The following is a 24,482-nucleotide window of genomic DNA, read 5'->3' on the forward strand; positions in this document are numbered from 1 at the left end:
TGACAACGCCACCTCGACGCAGTCGCCGGAACCACCGCTGCTGTAACTACTCTTGAACCAGGCCAGGTCTGTAGCGCTCATACCGCTCCTCGCATCTGCTGCAACAGGCTCAGGGAGTCTTCCAAGGAGAGAGCCTGTGAGCGCATCCTGGCATACCGCATCTGAGAGTGCGGTAAGTGATGGTCTAGCTAATTTCGCACCACTTCGTCCCAGTGGGTAGCAGGCCCCTGACCTCGGCTGTCGAGCCAAACCGGGGAGCCGGAGCCGTGCGCTCGGCCAGGGCGGCGATGTTGATCATTCGACCGCCGGAATCACCCCGTTATGGCATGTCATCACATCGGTGTGAAACGGCAGGAAACATCACTTACCGCACTCTGAAGCATGCTGACGACCTTGGACTGGTGGATGAACTGCCCACTTTCCTGCCCTTCGGTGTAGGCGAGCCACTTATTATCCGGAGTCTCCACCAGCTGCATGGGGCCATCCAGCCCGGCATGGTTCTCCCGCACTTGCGGCATCACCTGAACCTCTACGTTCCGCAGCTCGGCCAGTCGCAGAACGTGATCAATCACTTCCCGCGTCACTTCGACTCCGCCCGTACGCCGCAAGAACACCTGCTCCTCCAGGATGAAGCTGAACGCCGTGTTCGGGCGCTCCCGCAGCAACCGTTGCCGCTCCGCCCTCGCCACCCACTGGGCCTCGATCTGATCGTCACACAGGGGAGGCAGTTGGTTCACGAACAGCGTGCGCGCATACGCCTCCGTCTGCAACAGGCCCGGCACCAGGCGGCATTCGTACGTGTAGAGGCTCACCGCCTCCTCCTCCAGCCGCGCCCACTGCCGGAACCAACTCGCGAGCCCCGGCTGCCGTGACAGATGCCGAGCCGCCCCCCGCAGCGCCCCGAACGCGTCCAGGACCTCCTCCGCCCGCTTCACGAAGTCCGACGGCGGGAAGCGCCGGCCCTGTTCGATGGAGGCCACCGTCGGCACCGAGTACTGCACCCTCGGGGCGAACTGTTCCTGTGTCAGGCCCGCCCGTTTCCGGAAGGCCTTGACGACCTCGCCGAACGTCTTCAGGCTGTCCGACACATCCGGCTCACCGCCACCGCACCCAGGGGCACCCGCCCCACCCATACCGTTGCCGTCCGTCGTCATGTCAGGCCCTCCGTCCACCCGTGCCCTTCCAACCCCGCCAACCACTCCATGGTCACGCACGGTTACTCATACTGTCCATCCCGTGAACCCGTACGCTGATCCCGCGTATGAGTCGCTGACCTGGTGAACGGCGCCCGGAGCCCGCCATATTGGGGCCATGACGCCAACCGTCCCCCACAGCAAGCCGGTTACCGTACGTATGTTCTCCCAGCGGTTCAGCTCCACCCCGCTGGGCGCCCGACTCGCGCGACAGCTCGCGCTGTACCGGCTGGACAGCTGGGGCTACCCGTACGGATCCGCCGTGTCCGACGCCGCCGCCCTGATCGTCGCCGAGCTGGGCGCGAACGCCGTCACGCACGGCCGCGTACCGGGCCGCGACTTCGAGCTCCAGCTCACGCTGTGCGGAGCAGCGGCCTTATGCGACGCCCCCGGGGCAGGCGCCGACCTTGCCCGCGTCCTCCGTATCGACGTCTCCGACACCCGCGGCGAACGCCGGCCACCCCGCCCCGGCGAGATCGCCGCCCCGGACGCCTCCGCCGTCGGAGGCCGGGGCCTCCTCCTCGTCGACGTGCTCGCCGATCGGTGGGAGGTCCTCGACCGGCTGCCGGTAGGCAAGACTGTCCGCGCCGAACTGGATCTGCCGCGCTGACGCCCGCGCGATCGGCCGACGGCCCTCCTGCCGGTCCGGGCCCCAGGGCTTCGGCGTAGTCGTTTTGATCGTGTGAGGGGATCGCGCTCCGGCGAGGAACGCGCAGGCCGACGTCCGTGCCTGCTGTGTACCGAACCGTTCCTAGTCAGTGAGCGGGAGTGGGTCCTGGACCCGTTCCCGCTCACTGCGGACGCCCCGAACGGTGTGGGGTGTCCTGGTCGCCCGCGTTCGTTCCGCGTCCGGTGGCACGGATCGGGTCCGTGGTCCGGGAAGGCGGCGGCGGGGTCCCTCACGCTCGGGGGTATCCGGTCCGGCCTGGACGGTCCGATGCCCGCAGCCATCACTCCGGTGGGTGCGGGGCGGTGTCGTCCGACGCCGGATGGGATGCCCCTGGGCGCGTCGTGGCGGCTGGTTTTGCGGGTGGTGCTGGTGAGGGGTTTCTGCCAGTGCTGGGCGCCCCACTTCGAGGTGTAGGCCGGATCCACGGCGACGATGGTGATGCCCGTCCGGTCGGCCATCGAGACGAGGCGGGCGCGGAGCCGGCCGGTGGGCAGGCAGGCAATCAGCCGCCGGAATCGCTTGTTGCGGCCGTGTTTCTCGCGGGTCTTCTCCGCGGTGAAGTCGAGGTCTTCGACCGCGATGGCCTTCACTTCGCAGGTGCGGGCCCAGTGCAGGAGCCGGGTCAGGGCGTGGCGTACCTGGGCGTCCCGGTGCTGCGCGCTGCCGGTCAGGTCGTAGCAGAAGCGGCGTGGATTCCCGGTGGGGTTGCCGTGCACGTCGAGGTGCCAGGCGGCGAGGTGGTCGGCGTTGGTGTCGACCCCGATCACCCCGTGCGCGAGCGCCGCCGCCAGAGGCACCGCCGGGGAGGCGGGGGTCTGCCAGGAGGCGGTCACATACCAGCGCCCGCGGGCCGGGTCGTGGTGGATGCGGTAGGCGACGGCCCGGTTGGCGGCCACCCGGTCGGCCCACTCCGTCCCCCGGTGCGCGAAGTGGATCCGGCCGGTGAGGACATACCGGCCGTGCGGAGCATTGGCCAGGCCTGCGAGGGGGGCGGGCAGCCTGATGCTGACCTCACCGTCGGGGGTGATGCGGATCGTCTCGTTCCCGTAGCGCTTGCCGCTCTCCCCGTCCGCCCGCAGAAACCAGCGGGCCGCCTCCCAGCGTGCACGCCACTGGGCCTGGGTGAGTTGTGCGGCGGGCAGCTGGTGGCGCATCCGGGCCAGGCGCTTGCCGCCGCGCACCACACGCACCCGCCCGGCCTGCCAGGCGGCGCGCTCCCGCGCCAGCCGGTCCTCCAGCACCCGCAGCCGGCGGGCCTTGGCATGCCACTCGCGCCGACTGCGATAACCACCCGGGGCTCTCTTCGACCCCTGCGCGCCGAGTGGCAGTGCCAGCCGGTGCCGCAGAGTTTGGACCCCTGCTTGCAGGTTCTGGAGGTGGGCGAGCGCACCGCGGCGGGCCAGCGCCCACTGCTCGTGCGTCGCCTTGGTGATCGCACCCGCCCAGCGGGCCGAAGAGAGCGGGGTCAGGTCCCGCTTGCGCACCGCCCACGCCTGCGCGTCGTGCCCGGGGCCGTCATGACAGCGCGCCTTCAAATCGCGGCCGGCGAGCGCGCCCAGATGCGCGCCCACCCGCCGCAACACCTCCTCATCGGCCGCGGTGAGCCGCTTCAGCCGGGTCCGGATCGCCACCCCGGACGGGCCGGGGACGACAAACGGCGCCGCAAGCTCCCGCAGCCCTCCGTCCACCCCACACCCCTCCGCCAAGTCGCCATGCCCTGCTCACCCCACCCAACGAACACCACCCGCAAAGGTCACGCATTCGGCAGACGAACCCCCATTCCCCCCTTCCGGCCAAGACAGCACCCACCCCCGGCCGTGACCGCGCCCATCCGCGCTCACTCATCCACACCAGAACACACTCGCACTCAGCCAAACTCCAGCAGCTCCCCACCCCGCCCGACATGACGAGACATCAGCGACCGGGCGTCAGCCGACTACGCCGAAGTCCTGACCGAAGAGGGCCCGGCAGTACGCGACTTCCGGTTCGCGCTCCATTCGGAAGCCGCCGGTGGGGGTCTCCGTTGTTGCGTTGCCGGACCATCCGGTTGGTTTCTGCTTCGCTCTTCGAGATGCACGACGAATGGTTCGCCTTACCTCGCAGCCACCTCCGCGGAGGCGATATGGGTGATATCTACCGTAAGCTTTCTTCTGGTTCCTCCGCGCTACTCGACGCACCGAAATGCAACCGCCAGTTGATCCCCAACATCATGACGAGGGATACTGGTTGGCGGATGCGTGTCCCGGCCGAGCGGTACTCGCTTCGGTATCCTCCCGTGCGGGTCATCGGAGGCCATTTACCCTGAGATTGCTGGGCAGTTGACCTCAAGGTTTCGTGGTAGCGTCCTTGTTCGGAGGGACAGTGCAACCTGAAAGGGAAATCGTGAACACGGAGAAGATCGCCGCTCGCCGCCTCTCGCTGGAAGAGGTGATGAAGCTCGGCGTGAAGGACAGGGTCTTCGTTTCCGCCGACACGGCAGAACTCAAGCTTCCCGACTGCTATGTCCCTGCTTTCCTGACCGAGTCCGGTGAGGATTTCAAGGGCGGCTCGATCACGGCGAGAACCATATTCAAGGAAGAGGTCTCCTGCCTTCCCGACAGCGAGGACGAAGCCGGGATCTACTTGGCCGACGAGAGCGGCTCGGTGACCATCGAGGTCCTCCAGTCCGCCGGTGTCGTGCTGGACCTGACACTTTTCGTCCCTGGTGCGGACAAGGGGTCCCTCACGGCCCTTTACGCTGCGGCCCGGCAGGCGTTCGGCGCCGACATCGTGCAGATCTGGCGCCAGGGCCTCAAAGAGGTTCCCGACGTGAAGGTCGACATCTTCGAGGAGCGGATTCCCCGGGGGCGCAAGGGAGGCGACAGCCCCATGCGTGACCGTCGCGCGATCGACACCTACCCCACCCGTGCGGAATTCATCGAGTTCTCCGCGGGGCGGAAACTGGTTGTCGAGGTTCACAAGCCGGCTGTTGACGACACCCCGACCATCTGAGGCGGCGTCACCTCGCTGAATTGTCCGGTAATGCGTGGGCGCGTCCTCGCTCCCGGGATGTCCCAAGGGCCCGGCCGGTACCAACGGCGCCACGTCGGTGACGCGGCACGGGGCGACGCACGGGTGAACACATAGCCCGGGTGGGTGGGCCTCGCCTCCGCATACCGGACGCGGCTCAAAGTGTGAGCACCTGGCGGGCAAGTGTCACGTGAGTGCTCAAACGAGCGGCATGAGGGCAGTTGTGGCCAAAGTGCTCATGCTTTTGGACGGTGTGTCCCGCTCGGGGCGCGGGTGTCCGTCCCGCGGTATCGCGCACGTCGGTGAACCGGTGGGCGACGGCCATCGAGCCGTTGGCGTTGTCGACGTCCGTGACCACTGGCCCCGGTCGCGGACCCGCCGTACTCATGGCGGCGGCTCCATCGAAGCGAGACGGCCCGGGCGATCACCGGGCTGCGGCCGTTTCGGCAACCGGTTCCGAGTGCGCGGCGACTTCTCGACGGGCGTCGGTCGACGAGCCCGTCCGCGCCGAACTGGACCTGCCGCACTGACGCCACGGCTCGCCGTCTATAGGCTTGATCGCGGACACACCGTGTGGGCACGGTCACGGACGAGGGCGGCGACGGGGAGTCATGGCGGGCCTGGAGGACAGCGGCAGCAGGCGGACCGGCGGGGGCGAGCGGGCCAGGGGGTACCAGCGGTATCTGCCGGTCGACGAGGACGACGACCTCGAATTGGCCGGGCTCTTCTCCGAGTACGCGCCGGTCGAGGTCGGTGACGACGGCCGGCCGACGGGCGTCGAACTGGAGGAACCCGCCGACGAGGCCGGTACCGAGGAGGCGCCGGACTCGATCTCGGCACCCTTCCGGCCCGAGAGCATCAAGATCGACACCCAGTCGACCACCGTCGACCTGCTGCTGTCCCGGCTGCGGGAGGGCATGATCGACCTGGCGCCGGACTTCCAGCGCCGGGCCGGCATCTGGAGCGACGTCCAGCAGAGCAGCCTCATCGAGTCACTGCTGCTGCGCATTCCGATCTCGTCGTTCCACATGGCGCAGGACGAGGAGGACAACTGGGCCGTCGTGGACGGCATCCAGCGGCTGACGGCGATCGCCCGGTTCATGGCGCCGGAGACCGTCGGCATGCCTCCGCTGACGCTGCGGGGGCTGGACTACCTCAAGCAGTTCCACGGCCGCGGGTACGCCGACCTGTCCGGGCGGCTCAAGATCCGGCTGCGCGAGACGCAGCTCGTGGTGCACATCATCCAGCAGGGAACGCCGGAGACGGTCAAGTTCAACGTGTTCTCCCGGATCAACACCGGCGGCATGCCGCTGAAGCCGCAGGAGATCCGGCACGCCATGATCGGCGGAGCGGCGCGCAACTACCTCGCCGACCTCGCGGAGGACCCGGCCTTCCTGACCGCGACCGGCGAGAGCGTGTCGAACGAGCGGATGGCGGACCGGGAGATGGTCCTGCGGTTCATGGCGTTCCGCATGAGCGACCCGGCCGAGCACGCGGAACGGGACTTCGACCAGTTCCTCGTCGACGCCATGCACCGCATCAACCGGCTGATCCCGGAGCAACGGGAGCTGCTGGCGATCGAGTTCAAGGCCGCGATGCGCTGCGCGTCGGACCTCTTCGGCGACCACGCCTTCCGGAAGTGGCGGGGTGCCAGGGCCAAGTCGCCCATCAACAAGGCTTTGTTCGAAGCCGTCTCGGTCAATCTGGCCGTACTCGACGATCACGGGCGTGATCGTTTGGTAGCGTCGCGTGACAGGGTGCTCAAGGGGTTCTTCGGGCTGATGAAGGACTGGGACTTCGACCGCTCCATCTCGGTCGCCACCGGCGATCCGAAGAAGGTGCAGACACGGTTCGGCATGATGAACGAGCTTTTCCGGGGGAGATGGTGGGCATGATCGACCGGCTGGCGCTGACGAACTTCAAGGCATTCCAGCACGTCGATCTGCCGCTCGGCCCGCTCACCCTGCTGACCGGCCTGAACTCCTCAGGCAAGAGCAGCGTCTTACAGGCCCTCGCGCTGCTGCACCAGTCGTACACCGCCGGCGATCTCGACCGGGCGGACGAAGCGGCCCGGGAGGGGCAGCTGAAGCTCGGCGCGGTGCCCGGTACCGGCTTCCTGCTCAACGGCGAACTGGTCGGCCTCGGCACCGGTCAGGACGTACTGCACGAGGACTTCACCGGTGACGAGCCCGAGATCACCCTCGCGGTCAGCGAGGGCGCCTACCGGTACTCCTGGACCGTCGGGTATGAGAAGGAACAGAACCTGCTGCCGCTGGTCAGCGCCGACCTGCCGCTGACCAACGCGGGCACCACACCGCCGCCCGGCGAGGCCGCCGTCATCCCCGGCTACTTCACGGCCGGGTTCCAGTACCTGCACGCCGACCGGATCTCACCCGCCGAGTTCTACCCGCGCGACCACCACACCGCGATCGGGCGCGGCTTCCTCGGCGTACGCGGCGAGCACACCGTCAACTACCTGCGCCATCACCACGGCAGCAGGGACGGGGTCGTCCCCGAACCGCTGCGGCACCCCGGCAGCAGGGACCGGGGACTGCTCGCCCAGGCCGCCGCCTGGATCGGCGAGCTGTGCCCCGGCGTGGACATCCAGGCCGCGGCCATCGAGGGCACCGACGTGGTGCGGCTGTCGTACGGCTTCTCCGGCCCGCGCGGGCCCCGCCGCCGGCCCACCAACGTCGGATTCGGTCTCACCTACGCCCTGCCGATCGTCGTGGCCTGCCTGACGGCCCGGCCCGGGTCCCTCGTCCTGCTGGAGAACCCCGAGGCGCATCTGCACCCGCACGGGCAGACCCGGATGGCGATCCTCGCCGCGTCCGCCGCCGCCCAGGGCGCACAACTGGTCGTCGAGACGCACAGCGACCACGTCCTCAACGGCGTACGGCTTGCCGTGAAGCAGGGGCTGCTGGCGCCCGAGCGGGCCGTACTCCACTACTTCCGGGGCGACCGCGACGGCTCCGGCGTCGACATCGTCAGCCCCCACATCGACCGGGACGGACGGCTCGACCAGTGGCCCGAGGGCTTCTTCGACGAGCTGGAGAACACGCTGGAGCGGCTGCTCGACTGATGACCCGCCGCCCGGCTGCCGACCGGGCTGCGGCAGCCCGCACACCACGGTGCGGGGAGGGGAACGGCGCGGGGACGACAGCGGAGGGGGAGACGTGCCACAACTGTTTCTGAACGAGAGATCCTGCGAGTCGGCGTGCGATCCGGGCAGGGCCGACCGGGCCATGACGGACTTCGCCACCGCCGTCCTGAAGGTCTGGCGGAACGACAAACCCGGCACCGTCCTGATCGCGCGGGAACCGGTCACCGGACTCCAGCTCGCGCAGGGCCATCCCATCGGCAAGTGGCACGGCAACCCACGGAACCGGGACGTCTGGAAGCTCATGCTCCAGATGCAGACCAAGTACCCGCACCGGGCGGCCTTCCCCGACGGCGAGGGCTACTACGACATCGAGTACCGCCACGACGGCCGGACGGTGGTGGGGCTGGGGGCGGCCCACCTCATGAAGGGCTTAGGTGTCTCGCTGCCGGTGGAACCCTGTTGGGCCGCCGACCACCTCACCCTGGAGCGGGAACAACTGGTCGAGGAGGAGGGCGACGCGGACGGCTCGGCCGTCAGTGAGGTCCGCGTCCCGCACCTGTCCCTGCCGGACCACTACGAGACGCACCGGGCCTGGATCAAGGAAGGCGCGGACGCGGTCCGCAGAGGCGGACTGGACGCCGTACGCACCGGCGGTGAGCTGTGGCGGGAGCGGGCCCGGCTCTTCCCGCGCCTACAGTTCCTGCCGCGCGTCGAAGGCGACCTGCTGGGCCTGGCCGAGGTGTGGGTGGGGCCGGTGCGCGAACGCCTCGCCGAACTGGAGGAAGCCGTCTCCACCTGGGATCCGGCCGCCCGACCCATCGCGCCCGAGTGGAAGTCCGATGTGCGCACCGAGTTCCAGCACCGCCGGAAACTGTGCTGGTTCCCCGACGGCGGACGCGACGAACTCTTCGACTGGCACAGCGAGTTCCTGCCCAAGCCCGGCCGGCTGCACTTCCGGCTGCTGCACGACGAGCGCACCCTGCGCGTCGCGTACGTCGGCCGCAAACTGGGGGTCTGAGCCGCCGCCTCCGGGCACCGCACCGGCCGTCGCACGACCACCGGCCGGATCACCCCCCTGTGCCGTCGCCGCAGGTGGACGCCGACCGGACGGGACCGGCCGCCGGATCTCCGACTACCTTGGGACCCGCACGGTGCCACGGACGGACCGCGACACCGGGCACCGGCGGACCGCAGCACCGTCGGGGAACCACCAGGACCACCGAAGGAGAAGCCGGGGTGCGACCGACCCTCGCCGCCGAACAGGTACGCGACAGCCTGAGCCAGTACCTGTCGACGACGTACGCCCTGGCGGACGAAAGCACCCGGCGCGCCCTGGAACGGTTCCTCGGCGACCCCGACGACGGCATCTTCCGCGGTCCCTACCTGCGCATCCGCACGCCCTTCCGGGCGGCCGAGGACGACAGCTGGCAGCGGCACCTCACCTGGTACCCGCGCGGCTTCCGCCCGCACCGCCACCAGGCCACCGCCTGGCAGCGCCTGTCGACCCTGAACGGACCGGCCCGGCCCACCCTGGTGACCACCGGCACCGGCTCCGGCAAGACCGAGTCGTTCCTCGTGCCGCTGCTCGACCACTGCCGGCGCGAGCGCGAGGCCGGCCGGGAGGGCGTCAAGGCCGTCCTGCTGTACCCGATGAACGCCCTCGCCACCGACCAGGCCCACCGCATCAACGACCACCTGGACAATCCCCGGGACGCCCGGCTCAGGGACGCCGGAGTCCGCGCCGGCCTGTACATCGGAGACAAGGCGTCCAAGGAGTTCAAGGAGGCCAACCCGCGGGTGGCCGTGGACCGGGACGAGATCCGGCACACCCGCCCCGACATCCTGATCACCAACTACAAGATGCTCGACCTGCTCCTCCAGCGGCCCGAGGACCAGCGCCTGTGGCAGTCCGCGGACGGCCCCGCCCTCGCCTACGTCGTCCTCGACGAGTTCCACACCTACGACGGGGCCCAGGGCACCGACGTCGCCATGCTGCTGCGCAGACTCGGCGCCGTCACCGGCCTCGCCGAACCCGGCCGCCCCCTCGGCCCCGTCTGCCCCGTCGCCACCTCGGCCACCCTCGGCGAGGGCACGCCCGGGGCGGGCGGCGGATCCATGCTGGAGGTCGCGGAGCAGGTCTTCGGGACGCCGTTCCCCGAAGACGCCGTGGTGGGCGAAAGCCGCGCCAGTGTCCAGGAGTTCGCGGGGGAGAGCGACTTCAGGCTGCCGTTCCCGTCGCCGCAGGAGGTGGACGGGCTCGGCGACCCCACCCGCGACCGTGAGGCCCTCGACCAGCTCGCCGCCGCGTTCACCGGCAAGAGCGGGCTCGGCCCCGAGCAGCTCGGCCGCGAACTGCGCCGCCACCGGCTCACCGCCGCCGTCCTGGAGATCCTGGACGGCCGCCCCCGCACCATGGCCGAGGTCATGGAGGTACTGCCCCGGTACGCCTACCACTGGGGCATGGCCGTCCAGCAGAACCCGGCCGTCGCCGCCCGCGCCCTCGCCCGCTACGTCGCGCTCCTGTCCACCGCCCGCGAGCCCGGCCGCCCCGACCGGCCGCTGCTGTCCATCGAGATCCACCACTGGGTGCGGTCCGTCTCCCGCGTCCTGCGCGGAATCAGCGCCTCCCGCGCGGAGTTCCGGTGGGACGACGAGCGGGTCGCGGCCGGCGGAGCCCTCGTCCGAAGCGGCGGCGGGACCGCCGTGGGGGCCGCGGGCCAGGGCGCCCCGCCCACCGGGAACGGCGCCGCCGACGGGCCGGACACCGCCCCCGCCGGGGACAGCGCCACACCGCCCGCCCAGGTCTTCCTGCCCGCCGTCTTCTGCCGCGAGTGCGGACGCTCGGGCTGGGCCGCCCTGTCCCCGGAGGCCGACCCGGCCGAACTGGACATGAACGCCACCAAGATCCGCCGGGCCTCGGTGAGCCGGGACAAGCGCCGCGTGCGCAACCTCATCGCCGCCACCCCGCACCAGGCGTACGAGGCGGCCTTCGCCGTCGAGAAACCCCGCAGCGGTCCCACCGTCATGGTCCTCGACGGCCTCACCGGCCGGCTGCGGCCGCTGTCGCCCGACACGGACTTCGAACCGCCGTCCGACGACGGCGGCCCCCGCGCGCCGAAAACCCTGCACGACAGCGCCTTCGTCGTCACCGACCTCTCCGACGACCGGGCCGCGCTGGGCGACCAGTGCCCGGCCTGCCGCACCTTCAACGCCATCCGCTTCCTCGGCACCGGGCTCGCCGCCCTGGCCGCCGCCTCCATCACCCAGCTGTTCACCGGCGGTGAGCTCGACAAGAACCTCAAGGAGAACAAGACCCTCCTGTTCAACGACTCGGTGCAGGACGCCGCCCACCGCGCCGGATACGTCGCCAACCGCTCCTACACCTTCTCCCTGCGCGCCCTGCTCGCCGGCCACATCGACGAGGACGAGCCGATCGCGCTCAGCGACCTGGCGGCCGACCTCATCGCCGACGTCGTCGACAGCAAGGCCGTCCGCGCCGCCGTCATCCCACCCGACCTGCACGTCGTCCGCGGTGTCGACACCCTCCTCGCGGGCCGCGGCCACGGATCGCGGGCCACCTGGGAACTCATCGCGCAGCGGCTCGCGTTCTCGGCCGTCCTGGAGTTCGGACTCCGCTCCCGGCAGGGCCGGACCCTGGAACTCACCCGCACCGTCGCCGCGGACGTCCCCCTGGCCGACCCCGACGCCGTCGCCGACATCGTCCGCGAACTGCTGCACACCACCCCCGGCGACATCGCCCTGGCCGACGGCTCCCTGCCCGGACCCGACGACTGGACCGGCCACGTCCGCGGCCTCCTGGAACGGCTGCGCACCCGCGGCGCCGTCCGGCACGCCTGGCTGGACCCCTGGATCGACCAGGCCGGAGTGCGCCGATGGGCGGTCTGGGGCGGACGCCCCACCGGCATGCCCGCCTTCCCGCCCGGCGTGTCCGCGCCCGCCTTCCTGCTCGGCGGCCCCAAACAGGGCAGCGACGACTTCGACGTCGTCACCGGCCGGCTCGGCTGGTACCAGGACTGGGCCCGCCGCAGCCTCGGCCTGCGCCCCGACGCCGCCAACGCCTTCCTCGTACGGCTGCTGCCCGCCCTCGTCGACGCCGGCGTCCTGTCGGCCCGTACCAGCAAGGACGGCACCACCCGCGTGTACGGGCTCCAGCCCGGCCACGTGCACGTGCGCAAGCTCGCCGACGACGCCGTCGCGGACGCCTCCGCGCACTGCCCCCGGTGCTCCTGGCAGCAGACCGTCCACCCCGACCTGGCCGGCCAGTGGCACGGCAGGCCCTGCCCGCGCTACCGCTGCGGCGGACACCTGCGCACCGGCCAGGACCTGGAGAGCGGCGTCCGGCGGCGGGACTACACCGAGGACTTCTACCGGCGGATGTACCGGGAGGCCGGAGTCTTCACCATCAACACCGCCGAGCACACCGGCACCCTCAGCCGCCCCAAACGGGAAGCGGTCGAGAAGGCGTTCCGGGCCGGCACCGACGCCCACTACGCCAACCCCCAGGTCCTGTCCTGCACCCCGACCCTGGAACTCGGCATCGACATCGGCGACCTGTCCGCCGTGGTCCTCGCCTCCCTCCCCAAGGGCCCCGCCAACTACGTGCAGCGGGTGGGCCGCGCGGGCCGCGCCACCGGCAACGCCTACCTGCTCACCATGGTCGACCGCGGCCCCCGGGACCGCTACTACCTCGACGACCCCCGGCAGATGATCGCCGGAGACATCCGGCCGCCCGGCTGCTTCCTGTCCGCCGTGGAGATCCTGCGCCGCCAGTACACGGCGCACCTGCTGGACCTGGTGGCCGCGGGACGCCTGCCCTCCGCTCCAAAGGACGGGGAAGGGCCGGTCCGCCCGATGCCGCACCTGGCCGCCGACCTCTTCGGCGCGTCCGCCTGGCAGGCCGAGTTCCAGCGGGCCGCCCGCGCCGCCGGACCCCGCCTGGTGGAGACCTTCCTCGGCTACTTCCCGCCCTGGGACGAGGCCCGCGGCACGGGCGTGAGCCCCCAGGCCGCCGACGAGCTGCGACACTACGCCGCCGATGGCCTGGCCGACGCCCTGGACCGGGCCCGCCGGCAGTGGGAGGACCGGCGCGGCGAACTGCAACGCCGTATGCAGGACATCGACGCCGCGCACCGCGCGCTGGTGGCGGGCGACCCCGAACACGAACGGCAGGGCAGGGAACTGCGCGCCGAACGGCGCGCGGTCGCCCGCCGCTCCGGCGAACTCGGCCGCGAGACCGCGCACGGCGCGCTCGTCGACCTCGGCCTGCTGCCCAACTACAGCCTCGTCGACTCCGTGACCGAACTGGAGGCCACCCTCACCTGGCGCGAGGAGGCACCCGGCCAGGACGGCGGGGCCCGTGAGGTCCAGCACCGCAGCAAGGTGCTCAAGTACGACCGCTCGGCCCGTCTCGCGCTGGAGGACCTCGCACCCGGCAACCACTACTACGTCCAGGGCTACAAGCACCGCATCACCGGCCTCGACGTCGGAAGCCCCGGCCGCCCCTCCTGGCTGTGGTGGCGGATCTGCCCCGACTGCGGGCACGTCCGCACCCACCGGGCGCAGCAGGACTCCACCGCCTGCCCGCGCTGCCGCTCCGCCGCCATCGGCGACGTCGGATGCCTGCACAAGGTGCTGGTCCCGCACCGCGTCCTCGCCCGCGACCAGCGCGACGACGTACGGGTCCGCGACGACACCGACGAACGCGAACGGCGCCACTACACCGTGATCCCCGCCGTCGACATCCCGCACGAGCACATCGACTCCGCCTGGCAGCACCACAAGGCCACCTTCGGCTGGGAGTTCAGCCGACGGGCCGTCATCCGGCACATCAACGTCGGCGCCTCCCGCGTGGACACCGGAACCGACGACGCCTTCGCCGGCCGCCGTGTCCGGATCAACCCCTTCTGGGTCTGCGACGCCTGCGGCTTCGCCGACGCCGACGGCGGGCCCGCCGCCCAGCAGCAGGACAGCCTCGTACCGGTCAACGCCACGAAGTACCACCGGCCCTGGTGCCCCCGGCTGCGCGACGGCGTCGACAGCACCCGGCAGACCCAGCAGGGCGTGAGACTGCTGCTCGCCCACGAACTGCGCAGCGAGGCCCTGCGCATCCTGATCCCGGCCGTCACCGCCCACACCGCCGAACGCCTCGCCTCCTTCAAGGCGCTGCTGCTGGCCGGCATCGCCCGCAGCTACGGAGGCGACCCCGACCACCTGGCCGTGGTCACCGACTCGATGCCCGAACCGGGCGGTGACGGCGACGTCCGCAGGCACTTCCTCGTCCTGTACGACACCCTGCCCGGCGGCACCGGCTACCTCCACCGCCTCGCCGGCCCGGACGGCCTGCACGACGTACTGACCCGCGCCCGCCAGGCGATCGAGAGCTGCGTCTGCGTCACGGAGGGCCGGCCCGCCTGCCACCGCTGCCTGCTGCGGCACGTCGCCGACAACGAGTACGAACTGGTCTCCCGCGAACACGCCCTGGACATGCTCGGCGAACTGCTCGGCCGGACCGGCGAGGGCTGGCACGCCGAGGAAGCGGACACCACCCGGGACATCTCCCTGGTCCGGCAGGTCGAGAGCGAACTCGAAGCGCTGTTCCGGCGCGGACTGCTCGACTGGGCGAAGGACGACGACGACGTCAGCGTGCGCACCTCGCAGAGCCCGGACGGGGAACGCGACACCACCCTGCGCTTCACGGCGCCCGACGGCACGGTCAGCGGCTGGCGCATGGAGACCCAGACCGACCTCGGCTTCACCGTGCCCGACGTGGTCTTCCGCAGCCTCGACGACGACCGGCGGCGGGTCGCCGTCTACCTCGACGGCTACCGCTACCACGCGAGCCCCGAACACAACCGCGTCGCCGCCGACGCCGCCAAGCGCACCCGGCTGCGCTCCGGGCACGGCTGGCAGGTCTTCCAGCTGACCTGGGACGACGTCAGGGCCTGGACCGGCCGGAGCAAACCACCCCTGGACCCGGTGTGGGAGCCCTACCGGAACACCGCGCAAAAGACAGCGTCCGACCTTCACCGGCGCATGCACGGCGGCGACCCGCGTGACCTGCCGCGCTTCGTGTGGATCAACCCGGTCAACACCCTGATCGGCTACCTCACCACCCCCGACCCAGGAGTCTGGCGGCGGCGCGTACAGAGCGCCCTCGCCGGATTCGCCGCGGTCTCGGCGACCAGCCGGGCCCTGGCCGACGGACCGCGGACCGCCGAACGCGTCGCCGAGGCGCTGGCCGGCAAACGGCTGGCCGGCGGACGCGGGGGCGTACAGGTCATGGCGACCCGGGACGGCAGCGGCTGCCCCCTCACCATCGCCCTCGACCTGCGCCGCGGGCAGGCCGCGGCGGTGTGGACCGCCCTGACCGTGCTCGACGACGGCGCCGAGACCATCGCCGCCGACGAGAACGCGCACCGCAGGCGCTGGCAGGCCTGGCTGTACTGGTCCAACCTGCTCCAGTTCCTCAACGACGGCGAGGGCGACGGCGTGCAGCTGGTGAGCAGCGCTCTGTCCGGCTTCGACCCCGTGGAACTCGCCGTGACCGGTGGCGCGGGCTGGCTCCAGTCGCACCGGCAGGCCGCCGAGCGGGAGACGCGCGCCGCGTCGTCCCCGGACGCCAGCACCGCCGAGAAGGAGGCGAGCGCCCCCGCCGGGACGGTGAAGGACCCCGCCGAAGCCGTGACGGACCAGGGCGGAGCCGTACGGGACCCCGCCTGGGACGAGGTGCTCGCCTATCTCGTCGACGAACCCGGTCTCGCCGAGCTGGCCGAGGGACTGGCCGCCGGAGGCGTGCCGGCACCCGTGGCGGGATTCGAACTCGGCCAGGACGCCTGGCCCGCCGAACTGGCGTGGCCCGCGCACCGCGTCGGCGTCGTCCTGGCCCCCCAGCCGGACGCGGAGGGCGAACCCGATCCGGACGACGTGCGCCGCGACGAGGCGTACGCGCGGGCCGGCTGGCTGGTCCGCCCCGCGACCGGGTGGACCGTCGAGGAACTGGCGCACGCACTGACCGGCCCGCCTCCCGGGCTCCGTACCGCACCGGACGACCTGGACGACCCGAACGACCACGAGGAGCAAGCACGATGACCGGCACCGGCCCCGGCACGCCGACGGGCGTGACCCTGCGGCTGCTCGACAAGGCGGACAAGGAGATCGTCAAGCTGGACCGGGCGATCGTCGGCGCGGTGTACAAGTTCCAGCACGAGTTCCGCAAGAACCCCGAGGCGGGCGGCTTCGACCTCAAGCAGCTCAAGGGACACGACCGGCTCTGGTCGGCGCGCGTCAACCGCGAGTACCGCGCCCTCCTGCTCCGCCTGGCCGGCGACGACTGGCTCCTCGTCTCCGTCAAGCACCGCGGTCACGTCCACCGCAACCTCGACCGGCTCACGTACGGCATCAACCAGGTGACCGGCGCGATCGAGTACGTGGACCTCCAGGTCGTCGAGGAAGGCGTGCTGCGGCCGACGGCGCCCACGGCGCAGGCGCTCCCCGCCGAGCCGGCCCCGGCGTTGTCCCCGGCACCGCCGTCCCCGCCGGCCGAACCGCGGCCCGAGACCGTCCCGCAGTCCGCGGCCGACGACGAAGCCCGGCTGTTCTCCGAGTTCACCGCGGAACAACTGGCCGATCTGGGCGTCGCGGAACCCCTCGTCCCCATAGTCCTCAAGCTGACCACGGACGACGAACTCCTGGGCCTGGCCGAGTACGCGCCCCGGCACACGGGGGAGGTGCTCCTGAGGCTCCGGGACGGCGTCCCCTACGACCAGGTCATGGAACAGGTCACCGACCCGCTCGCCGGCCGGCGCGACGACGGGGCGAGGAAGCCGGTCGACACCGACGACTGGCAGACCGCCGTCGAACGTTCGCAGACCGTGGTGATCACGGACGACGCCTCCCTCCAGAGCATCATCGAGGAAGGCGACTTCGGCCGGTGGAAGGTGTTCCTGCACCCCACCCAGGAGAAGCTCGTCCACCGCGCCTACTCCGGCCCGGCCCGGGTCAGCGGAGGCCCCGGCACCGGCAAGACGATCGTGGCCCTGCACCGGGTCAAGCACCTCGTCGACCGCCTGCCCCCCGGCCACACCAAGCCCGTCCTGCTCACCACGTTCAACCGGAATCTCGCAGCCGACCTGCGCACCCGCCTGATGTCGCTCGGAGGCCCCAAAACGCTCGCCCGGGTCGACATCACACATGTGGATCAGCTGGCGACGAGGGTGGTCAGCGAGTCCGCCCCCGGTAGCGGCAAGCGCCGCATCGACGACGCGCAGGCGCTGCTCGAATGGCGCCAACTCCTGCTGGAGACGGGTGAGAACCGGTGGGACGCCGAATTCCTGAGCGACGAGTGGAACCAGGTCATCCTCGGACAGGCCGTCGCCTCCCGCTCCGAGTACTTCCGCGCCCGGCGCGCCGGGCGGGGCCGCAGTGTCACCCGCCCCGACCGCGCGGAGATCTGGCAGCTCGCCGAGCGTTTCACGCAACGGCTGGAAGTGAGCGGCCTGGAAACGTACCGCCAAGTCGCCGAACGCGCCGCCCAGTTGGAGATCGCCCGCCGACACAAGATCGAGGAGCGCAGGAAGCGACAGGAGGAGAACGCGGGCCCCGGCAACATCCACGCCGAGTCGGGGACCGGAGCCTGGCTGCGCCACCGCTACCGGCACATCGTCGTGGACGAGGCCCAGGACCTGAGCCCCGCCCACTGGAAGATGCTCCGCGCGATGGCCCCGCAGGAACCGGACGACCTCTTCCTGGTCGGCGACACCCACCAGCGCATCTACGACAACCAGGTCACCCTCGGCAGCCTGGGCGTCCACATCCGAGGCCGGTCGGCCAGGCTGACGCTCAGCTACCGCACGACCCACGAGATCCTCAAGTCGGCGACCCACCTGCTGGACGGCACGGACTACGACGACCTCGACGGCGGCACGGACGACCTGGGCGGGTACCGGTCGGTGCTGCACGGGATGCGTCCATGGCTGCGCGGTGCCGAGAGCTGGGACGATGAGCTCGACCTCGTGGCCGAGCAGGTGCGGGCCTGGCACCACGTGGCTCGCGAATCCGTCGCCGTCTGCGTGCCCACGAACGACATGGCGGACGACGTCGTGGACCGGCTCGCCCGGCGCGGCATCGTCGCGACGAAGATCACCTCCGATGGCCCCAAGGGTGGCGAGGGCGTCCACGTCGGCACCATGTACCGCTTCAAAGGGCTGGAATACCGATGCATGATCATCGCCGGTGTCTCCGAGGGCAAGGTCCCCCGCTCGTCCGTGGACGCCTGGGAGAGCACCGACAAAACACGCCATCAGCGTGAACTGCGACGAGCCCGCTCACTGCTCTTCGTCGCCGCCACCAGGGCCCGGGACGCCCTGGTCATCACCTGGAGCGGCGAACCGAGCCGCTTCCTGCGACCACTGAGGGCGCCGGGAGCGAACGGCTGAGCGGGAGGACGGGCGAGCGAGAGGGCGGGGCCGCCCGCCGCGGTGGCCGCAGGTTCTTCCACCGGCGTCGGCCGCAGCCGCTTCGGCGGACCACATATCCGCCACCGAAACCCCCCGAATTCTCCCCGGGTTCTCCCCGGCGCGGGCAGAGAGGACGGGCAAGGCCGCCGGCACGCGCGAACACCGAGGTGAGAGATGCAGTTCACCACCCGTCCCACCCTTCAGGGCACCTTCGGCATGGTGTCGTCCACGCACTGGCTGGCGTCCCAGTCGGCCATGGCCGTCCTGGAGGGCGGAGGCAACGCGTACGACGCGGCCGTGGCGGGCGCCTTCGTGCTGCACGTCGTCGAGCCGCACCTCAACGGACCGGCCGGCGAGGTGCCCATCCTGCTGGCGCCCGCCGGCGGCGAGGTGCGGGTGCTGTGCGGGCAGGGCGTCGCACCGGCCGGGGCGAGCGCCGCCCACTACCGGGCGCTCGGCCTGGACCTCGTCCCGGGCACCGGACCGCTCGCCGCCGCCGTGCCCGGCGCCTTCGACGCCTGGATGCTCCTGTTGCGCGACCACGGCACCCGCTCCCTCGCCGACGTCCTCCAGTACGCCGTCGGATACGCCGAGCACGGACACGCGCCCGTGGAGAACGTCGGCGGAACCGTCGAGACGGTACGGGAACTCTTCGAGACGGAGTGGACCTCCTCGGCGCAGGTGTACCTGCCCGGCGGCCGGGCACCGCGCCCCGGCGAACTGTTCCGTAATCCGGCCCTCGCGGCCACCTGGCGGCGGCTGCTGGCCGAGGTCGCCGGGGCGGGCGGCCGGGAGGCGCAGATCGACGCCGCGCGGGAGGTGTGGCGTACCGGCTTCATCGCCGAGGCCCTGGTCCGGCAGGCCGGGCGGCCCACCCTGGACACCAGCGGCGAGCACCGCACCGGCACGCTGACCGCCGCCGACCTCGCCGGCTGGTCGGCGACGTACGAGACCCCGGCGACGTACGACTGGAACGGCTGGACCGTGTGCAAGGCGGGCCCCTGGAGCCAGGGCCCCGTCCTGCTCCAGCAGCTCGCCCTGCTCCCGCCGGAACTGCCCCCGTACGGCTCCGCCGACTACACGCACCTGCTGATCGAGGGCAGCAAGCTCGCCATGGCCGACCGGGAGGCCTGGTACGGGGACGCGGCCGAGGTGCCGCTCGACGACCTCCTGTCGGCGGAGTACAACGCGGAGCGGCGCACCCGTGTGGGACCCCGGGCCTCACACGCGCTGCGGCCCGGCAGTCCCGGCGGGCGCACCCCGCGACTGAGCGCGCAGGCGCGCGCGGCGGCCGCCGGCGTGGACGGCCCGCGCGAGGCGGGGTCCCGGGGGAGGGGCGCCGCCGTGCCGGGCGTCGGCGAGCCGACGGTCGCCCAGCACCCCACGTCCCCCGTGCCGGGCGAACCGGAGGTCTTGGGCGACGGGGCCACCCGGGGCGACACCTGCCACCTGGACATCGTCGACCGCTGGGGCAACATGGTCGCGGCCACCCCGAGCGGCGGCTGGCTCCAGTCCAACCCGGTCGTGCCCGAACTCGGCTTTCCCCTCGGCACCCGGCTCCAGATGACCTGGCTGGAGGACGGACTGCCCAACACGCTCACGCCGGGACGCCGCCCCCGGACCACCCTCACCCCGTCCGTCGCCCTGCGCGACGGGGTGCCGGTGATGGCGTTCGGCACGCCCGGCGGGGACCAGCAGGACCAGTGGCAGCTGCACTTCTTCCTCGCCGTCGCGCTGCGCGGCCCGGTACGCGGCGGGCTCGACCTGCAGGGCGCGATCGACGCCCCGAACTGGCACCACGACAGCTTCCCCGGCTCCTTCTACCCGCGCGGCACGCGCCCCGGCAGCGTCACCGTGGAGTCCCGGACGGACCCGGCGGTGGTGCGGGAGCTGCGGCGCCGGGGCCATGAGGTGACGGTCGGCGAGGCCTGGTCGGAGGGCAGGCTGTGCGCGGTCGCCCGGGACCCGGCCACGGGCGTGCTCTCGGCGGCGGCGAACCCGCGCGGCATGCAGGGCTACGCGGTGGGCCGCTGAGCCCATACTCCCTCGGACCGAGGACCCATATTCATGCGGATACCACCTGGAGTGCACCGAACGGGTGGGGTTTGTCAGTGGGGCATGTTCTCATGGGAGGCATGATCAAGGACAACGAAACCATCGAAGAGTTTCTCGCACAGCACGCCGTCGACGTGGAGGACGCCGTCCGCAAGGCCGCCGCCCAGGAAATCATGCCGCGCTGGCGCCGGCTCGCCGACCACGAGATCGACCGCAAGTCCGGCCCGCACGACCTGGTGACCGACGCCGACCGGCAGGCCGAGCTGTACCTCACCGAGGCGCTGTCCACCCTGCTGCCCGGCTCGGTCGTGGTGGGCGAGGAGGCGGTGCACGCCAACCCGGCGTCGTACGAGGGGATACGCGGCGAGGCGCCGGTGTGGATCGTCGACCCGGTCGACGGCACCCGGCAGTTCGTGCACGGCGACACCGGATTCTGCACCCTGGTCGCCCTCGCGCTCGGCGGAGTCGTCCACGCCTCGTGGACATTCGCCCCGGTCCGCGAACAACTCGCCACTGCCGTACGGGGCCAGGGCGCCTTCCTCGACGGGGTGCGGCTGCACGCCGGTTCCCCGGACCCCGACCGCGACCTGCGCGTGGCCACCTCCCACCCGGACTTCACGACGGACGACCAGAAGCGCTCCCTCCTCGCGTTGAGGACGGACGGTGTGGCCCCCCGCTCCTGCGGCTCGGCCGGGCTGGAGTATCTCGCCATCGCCCGCGGCGAATCCGACGCCACCGCATTCACCTGGGAAGCGGCCTGGGACCACGCGGCGGGCCTGCTCCTCGTCGAGGAGGCGGGCGGCGCCCACCTGACCCGCGCCGGCGAACCGTTCCGCATCACCGGCGGCAACGACCTCCCCTTCACCACGGCCCGCGACGGGGCCACGGCCCGCCGGGTGGCGGGACTGCTGTCGGCCGGAGCCTGACGTCGAGGCCGGTGGCGGAGCCCGCGCTCCGGGTTCCGGCGGGGCCTGATCGCCGGGCCCGGCGGAGGTGACCCGAACCGCGGGGGACTGTCGGCGGCCCGGCATATCCTGAGTCTCCCGGTTGCCTCCGGGTGCCGTCGGCCGACGAAGGAGTTCCGAAGGTGGTGTCGATGCTCGATGTGGTCGTGGTGGGTGCGGGGCCGAACGGACTGACCGCCGCCGCGGAGCTGGCCCGGCGCGGGTTCTCCGTCGCGTTGTTCGAGGCGAAGGGCACCGTCGGGGGCGGCGCCCGCACCGAGGAACTGACCCTGCCCGGCTTCCGGCACGACCCGTGCTCCGCGGCCCACCCGCTGGGCATCAACTCGCCCGCGTTCCGGGCCCTCCCGCTGCAGCGCTACGGCCTGGAGTGGCTGCACGCGGACCTGCCCATGGCCCACCCCTTCCTCGACGGCACGGCGGCCGTGCTGTCCCGGTCGGTCGGCGAGACGGCCGCCTCCTTCGGCCCGCGCGACGCCGGCCCGTACCGACGCCTGGTCGAACCCTTCCTGCCCCGATGGGACACCCTGGCCCGCGACTTCATGTCCCTGCCGCTCACCGCGCTGCCCCGCGACCCGCTCGGCCTCGCCCGCTTCGGTCTCGTCGGACTGCAGCCCTCCACCTGGCTGATGCGCCGCTTCCGCGACGAGCGGGCCAGGGCCCTGTTCGCCGGACTCGTCGCCCATGTGATGGCGCCCCTCGGCGGCCTCGCCACCGGCGCCGTGGGCCTGGTCTTCGCCCTCGCCGCGCACGCCCGCGGCTGGCCCGTCGCCCGCGGCGGCTCCCAGGCCATCTCGGACGCCCTCGCGGACTACCTGAAAGACCTCGGCGCCGCGGTCCACACCGACTACGAGGTCAAGCGTCTCGACGACCTGCCGCCGGCCCGCGCGTACGTCTTCGACACCTCGCCCACCGCCCTCGCCCGCATCGCCGGCTTCGGCAATTACTACGCGAACTACCGCTACGGCCCCGGCGTCTTCAAGATCGACTACGCGCTGGACGGCCCGGTGCCGTGGACCGCGCCCGAGGCCCGCAGGGCCTCCACCGTGCAGATCGGCGCGGACAGCGCCGAGATCGGCACCGCCCTGCGCGCCGCCTCCCGCGAGGGCCGCGCCCCTGACCGGCCGTTCCTCATCACCGTCCAGCCCAGCGTCGCCGACCCCACCCGGGCACCGGCCGGCAAGCACACCTTCTGGGCCTACGGCCACGTCCCGAACGGCTGGACCGGCGACCTCACCGACGCCCTGGAACGCCAACTGGAGCGCTTCGCCCCGGGATTCCGCGACCGCGTCCTGGCCCGCGCCACCGCGGGCCCGCCCCAACTCGCCGCCCGCAACGCCAACTACGTCGGCGGCGACATCGGCTCCGGCGCGGCCAGTGGCCTCCAGCTCCTGCTGCGCCCCAAGCTCTCCCTGTTCTCGTACTCCACCCCGCACCCGGCCGTGTTCATCTGCTCGTCGGCCACCCCGCCCGGCCCCGGCGTCCACGGCATGTCCGGTCACAACGCGGCGAAGGCCGTCTGGAGGAGGCTGCGGCAGACATGACCACCCTCCCCCTCGCCCAGGGCGACATCACCCGCGAGCACGCCGACGCCCTCGTCAACGCGGCCGACTCCTCCCTGCTCGGCGGGGGCGGCGTCGACGGCGCGATCCACCGCCGCGGCGGCCCGGAGATCCTGGAGGAGAACCCCACCTGGCGTCTCGTCTCCCCACCGGCTGATCGTTCCCCGCCCGAGGCGGACTCCGTTCCTTGGCTCTCCCCGGCCGCGGACGGCCGTCTCACGTACGCGGGCCGTACCGGCCCGCGTACCGGGTGGGCCGGTGCCCTCTACGCGCCGATCCGGCTGCGGGCCCACGACAGCAGTTCACTGTCGGCGAGGCTCGCGACCCACAGGTCGGCCTTCTCCGCCTCCGGACCCGGCGGGCACGGTCCGATGCCGAGGACGCGCAGGCCCGCCCGGCGGGCCGCCTCCATGCCGGTCAAGGAGTCCTCCACGGCCAGCGTCTCCTCGGGCGGCACGCCGCAGAGACGGGCGGCCACCCTGTAGACGTCGGGCTGAGGCTTCGGGCGTACGTCCTCGCCGGCGACCACGACGTGGCCGAAGCAACTGAGGAGCCCGGCCCGGTCGAGGCATGACTCCACCACCTCGCGGGGGCAGTTGCTCGCCACGGCGAGAGGGAGGTGGCGGGCGGCCAGCCGGACCAGCGCGGCGGCGCCCGGCATGGTGACAGGGTCCCCGTCGACCAGTGTGGTGAAGGTGGTGAGGAGCGTGGCGGTCAGGTCCTCCACGAGGTTCGGTTTTCCGGTCTCCTCGGCCATGAGCGCGCCGCACTCGGTGTAGTGCATGCCCTTTGCCCGGTCGGCGAACCCGGCCGGCGGTTTGAGGCCGAACGCCCGGAAGGTGATGCTCCGGGCCTCCTGCCAGTGTTGTTCCGTGTCCATCAGGGTTCCGTCGCAGTCGAAGACGATGGCGGCGGGAGACCAGGAAAGGATGCGATGAGCTGTCATGCGACTGCCGTTCTCGAGGCTGCGCCGAGCGGTTCGATGCCCGGGGCGCAGGCGCGGGTCGGGATGGAAGCGATCCACTCGGGGACATGAGTGGGGGGCGGGCTATGCCCTACGGCTGTCGGCGTCGAGCGGGCGTGTCTGAGCGCGCTGTGGCGGACGCGGGTCGTCGATTTCGGGCGAGCCCAAAAACATCGTGGCCATTACGTTAATTTCGCTTCCGCGATTTCCGCAATCACCAATTCGGGTGTAGGGGAATGTCCCGAACGGAAGCCGCCGGCCTCCCGTGTGCGAGGCGGAGAAAGAACTCGAGGCGCTTGGAATAAGGTCAACGCGCCTGGTGGGCGCCGCTTCCGGGGCGCTGCGGCGTCGGTCCGGGGAGGGGCCCTCGCGCTCAGGTGAAACGATTCTGCCCGGCAGGGGTGCACAGGGTGCGGTGCCGCCCGTGCCCACGCATGGCCCAAGAATAATAAGATCTTCGCGCGCTGCGGATGTGCCTCCATGGGGGTG

At 71.7% G+C, this 24,482-nt stretch carries 13 protein-coding genes and 2 pseudogenes; 11 read left to right on the forward strand and 4 right to left on the reverse strand.

Annotated features, from left to right (window positions below; translation table 11 throughout):
• Both ACFPZI_RS34540 and ACFPZI_RS34545 read right to left on the reverse strand, forming a co-directional pair.
• Positions 1 to 81 (reverse strand): DUF397 domain-containing protein (locus tag ACFPZI_RS34540; protein WP_381371232.1); only part of this gene is annotated, 81 nt, incomplete at its 3' end.
• 251 nt (positions 82 to 332) lie between these two features.
• Positions 333 to 1,154 carry a helix-turn-helix domain-containing protein gene (locus ACFPZI_RS34545; RefSeq protein ID WP_381371116.1) on the reverse strand — a complete coding sequence of 274 codons (822 nt, stop codon included), beginning with the start codon at positions 1,152 to 1,154 and terminating at the stop codon, positions 333 to 335.
• 157 nt (positions 1,155 to 1,311) lie between these two features.
• On the opposite strand from ACFPZI_RS34545, the gene ACFPZI_RS34550 reads away from it, so the two are divergent.
• Entirely contained in the window at positions 1,312 to 1,803 is a 492-nt protein-coding gene (locus tag ACFPZI_RS34550; RefSeq protein ID WP_381371117.1) for an ATP-binding protein, read from the forward strand.
• 141 nt (positions 1,804 to 1,944) lie between these two features.
• Here ACFPZI_RS34550 and ACFPZI_RS34555 read toward each other — a convergent pair.
• A pseudogene (locus ACFPZI_RS34555) lies at positions 1,945 to 3,551 on the reverse strand (nuclease/transposase family protein).
• Positions 3,552 to 4,245: 694 nt separating this feature from the next.
• On the opposite strand from ACFPZI_RS34555, the gene ACFPZI_RS34560 reads away from it, so the two are divergent.
• The 10 genes and pseudogenes from ACFPZI_RS34560 to ACFPZI_RS34605 all read left to right on the forward strand — a co-directional run.
• The gene (locus ACFPZI_RS34560) at positions 4,246 to 4,854 is read left to right on the forward strand and encodes a hypothetical protein (protein ID WP_381026022.1); all 609 of its coding nucleotides are present in this window, start codon (positions 4,246 to 4,248) and stop codon (positions 4,852 to 4,854) included.
• Positions 4,855 to 5,483: 629 nt separating this feature from the next.
• Positions 5,484 to 6,767, forward strand: a complete 1,284-nt coding sequence (locus ACFPZI_RS34565; protein ID WP_381371118.1) for a DUF262 domain-containing protein — start codon at positions 5,484 to 5,486, stop codon at positions 6,765 to 6,767.
• Positions 6,764 to 7,954, forward strand: coding sequence for an AAA family ATPase (locus tag ACFPZI_RS34570; protein WP_381371119.1), 1,191 nt, complete (start codon positions 6,764 to 6,766; stop codon positions 7,952 to 7,954). Before ACFPZI_RS34565 ends, ACFPZI_RS34570 begins: the two co-directional genes overlap by 4 nt.
• Before the next feature lie 94 nt (positions 7,955 to 8,048).
• Positions 8,049 to 8,993: a hypothetical protein gene (locus ACFPZI_RS34575; RefSeq protein ID WP_381371120.1), complete on the forward strand. Its 945-nt coding sequence runs from the start codon at positions 8,049 to 8,051 to the stop codon at positions 8,991 to 8,993.
• 218 nt (positions 8,994 to 9,211) lie between these two features.
• A complete protein-coding gene (locus ACFPZI_RS34580; protein ID WP_381371121.1) occupies positions 9,212 to 16,084 on the forward strand; it encodes a DEAD/DEAH box helicase in 6,873 nt (2,290 codons plus the stop codon).
• Entirely contained in the window at positions 16,081 to 18,429 is a 2,349-nt protein-coding gene (locus ACFPZI_RS34585) for a UvrD-helicase domain-containing protein (protein WP_381371122.1), read from the forward strand. The genes ACFPZI_RS34580 and ACFPZI_RS34585 overlap by 4 nt, the downstream gene beginning before the upstream one ends.
• 195 nt (positions 18,430 to 18,624) lie before the next feature.
• A complete protein-coding gene (locus ACFPZI_RS34590; RefSeq protein WP_381371123.1) occupies positions 18,625 to 20,484 on the forward strand; it encodes a gamma-glutamyltransferase family protein in 1,860 nt (619 codons plus the stop codon).
• 101 nt (positions 20,485 to 20,585) lie between these two features.
• On the forward strand, positions 20,586 to 21,431 hold the full coding sequence (locus ACFPZI_RS34595) for an inositol monophosphatase family protein (protein WP_381371124.1): 846 nt from the start codon (positions 20,586 to 20,588) through the stop codon (positions 21,429 to 21,431).
• 170 nt (positions 21,432 to 21,601) lie between these two features.
• Positions 21,602 to 23,011 (forward strand): phytoene desaturase family protein, encoded by a 1,410-nt coding sequence (locus ACFPZI_RS34600; RefSeq protein WP_381371125.1) that lies wholly within the window; start codon positions 21,602 to 21,604, stop codon positions 23,009 to 23,011.
• A pseudogene (locus ACFPZI_RS34605) lies at positions 23,008 to 23,151 on the forward strand (macro domain-containing protein); the annotation flags it as partial. The gene ACFPZI_RS34600 and the pseudogene ACFPZI_RS34605, both read left to right, overlap by 4 nt.
• Positions 23,152 to 23,294: 143 nt before the next feature.
• On the opposite strand, the gene ACFPZI_RS34610 reads toward ACFPZI_RS34605, so the two are convergent.
• Complete coding sequence (locus ACFPZI_RS34610) at positions 23,295 to 23,975, reverse strand: HAD family hydrolase (protein ID WP_381371126.1); 681 nt, start codon at positions 23,973 to 23,975, stop codon at positions 23,295 to 23,297.
• Positions 23,976 to 24,482 lie beyond the last annotated feature (507 nt).

It is taken from the genome of Streptomyces chlorus, from assembly GCF_042655885.1.
GTDB lineage: Bacteria > Actinomycetota > Actinomycetes > Streptomycetales > Streptomycetaceae > Streptomyces > Streptomyces chlorus.

What these genes read in the sequence shown, in the direction of transcription:
- ACFPZI_RS34595 (WP_381371124.1), top strand. Translation starts at nt 20,586, where the DNA reads ATGATCAAGGACAACGAAACCATCGAAGAGTTTCTCGCACAGCACGCC.
- ACFPZI_RS34590 (WP_381371123.1), top strand. Translation starts at nt 18,625, where the DNA reads ATGCAGTTCACCACCCGTCCCACCCTTCAGGGCACCTTCGGCATGGTG.
- ACFPZI_RS34565 (WP_381371118.1), top strand. Translation starts at nt 5,484, where the DNA reads ATGGCGGGCCTGGAGGACAGCGGCAGCAGGCGGACCGGCGGGGGCGAG.
- ACFPZI_RS34610 (WP_381371126.1), bottom strand. Translation starts at nt 23,975, where the DNA reads ATGACAGCTCATCGCATCCTTTCCTGGTCTCCCGCCGCCATCGTCTTC.
- ACFPZI_RS34550 (WP_381371117.1), top strand. Translation starts at nt 1,312, where the DNA reads ATGACGCCAACCGTCCCCCACAGCAAGCCGGTTACCGTACGTATGTTC.
- ACFPZI_RS34585 (WP_381371122.1), top strand. Translation starts at nt 16,081, where the DNA reads ATGACCGGCACCGGCCCCGGCACGCCGACGGGCGTGACCCTGCGGCTG.
- ACFPZI_RS34570 (WP_381371119.1), top strand. Translation starts at nt 6,764, where the DNA reads ATGATCGACCGGCTGGCGCTGACGAACTTCAAGGCATTCCAGCACGTC.
- ACFPZI_RS34600 (WP_381371125.1), top strand. Translation starts at nt 21,602, where the DNA reads ATGCTCGATGTGGTCGTGGTGGGTGCGGGGCCGAACGGACTGACCGCC.
- ACFPZI_RS34545 (WP_381371116.1), bottom strand. Translation starts at nt 1,154, where the DNA reads ATGACGACGGACGGCAACGGTATGGGTGGGGCGGGTGCCCCTGGGTGC.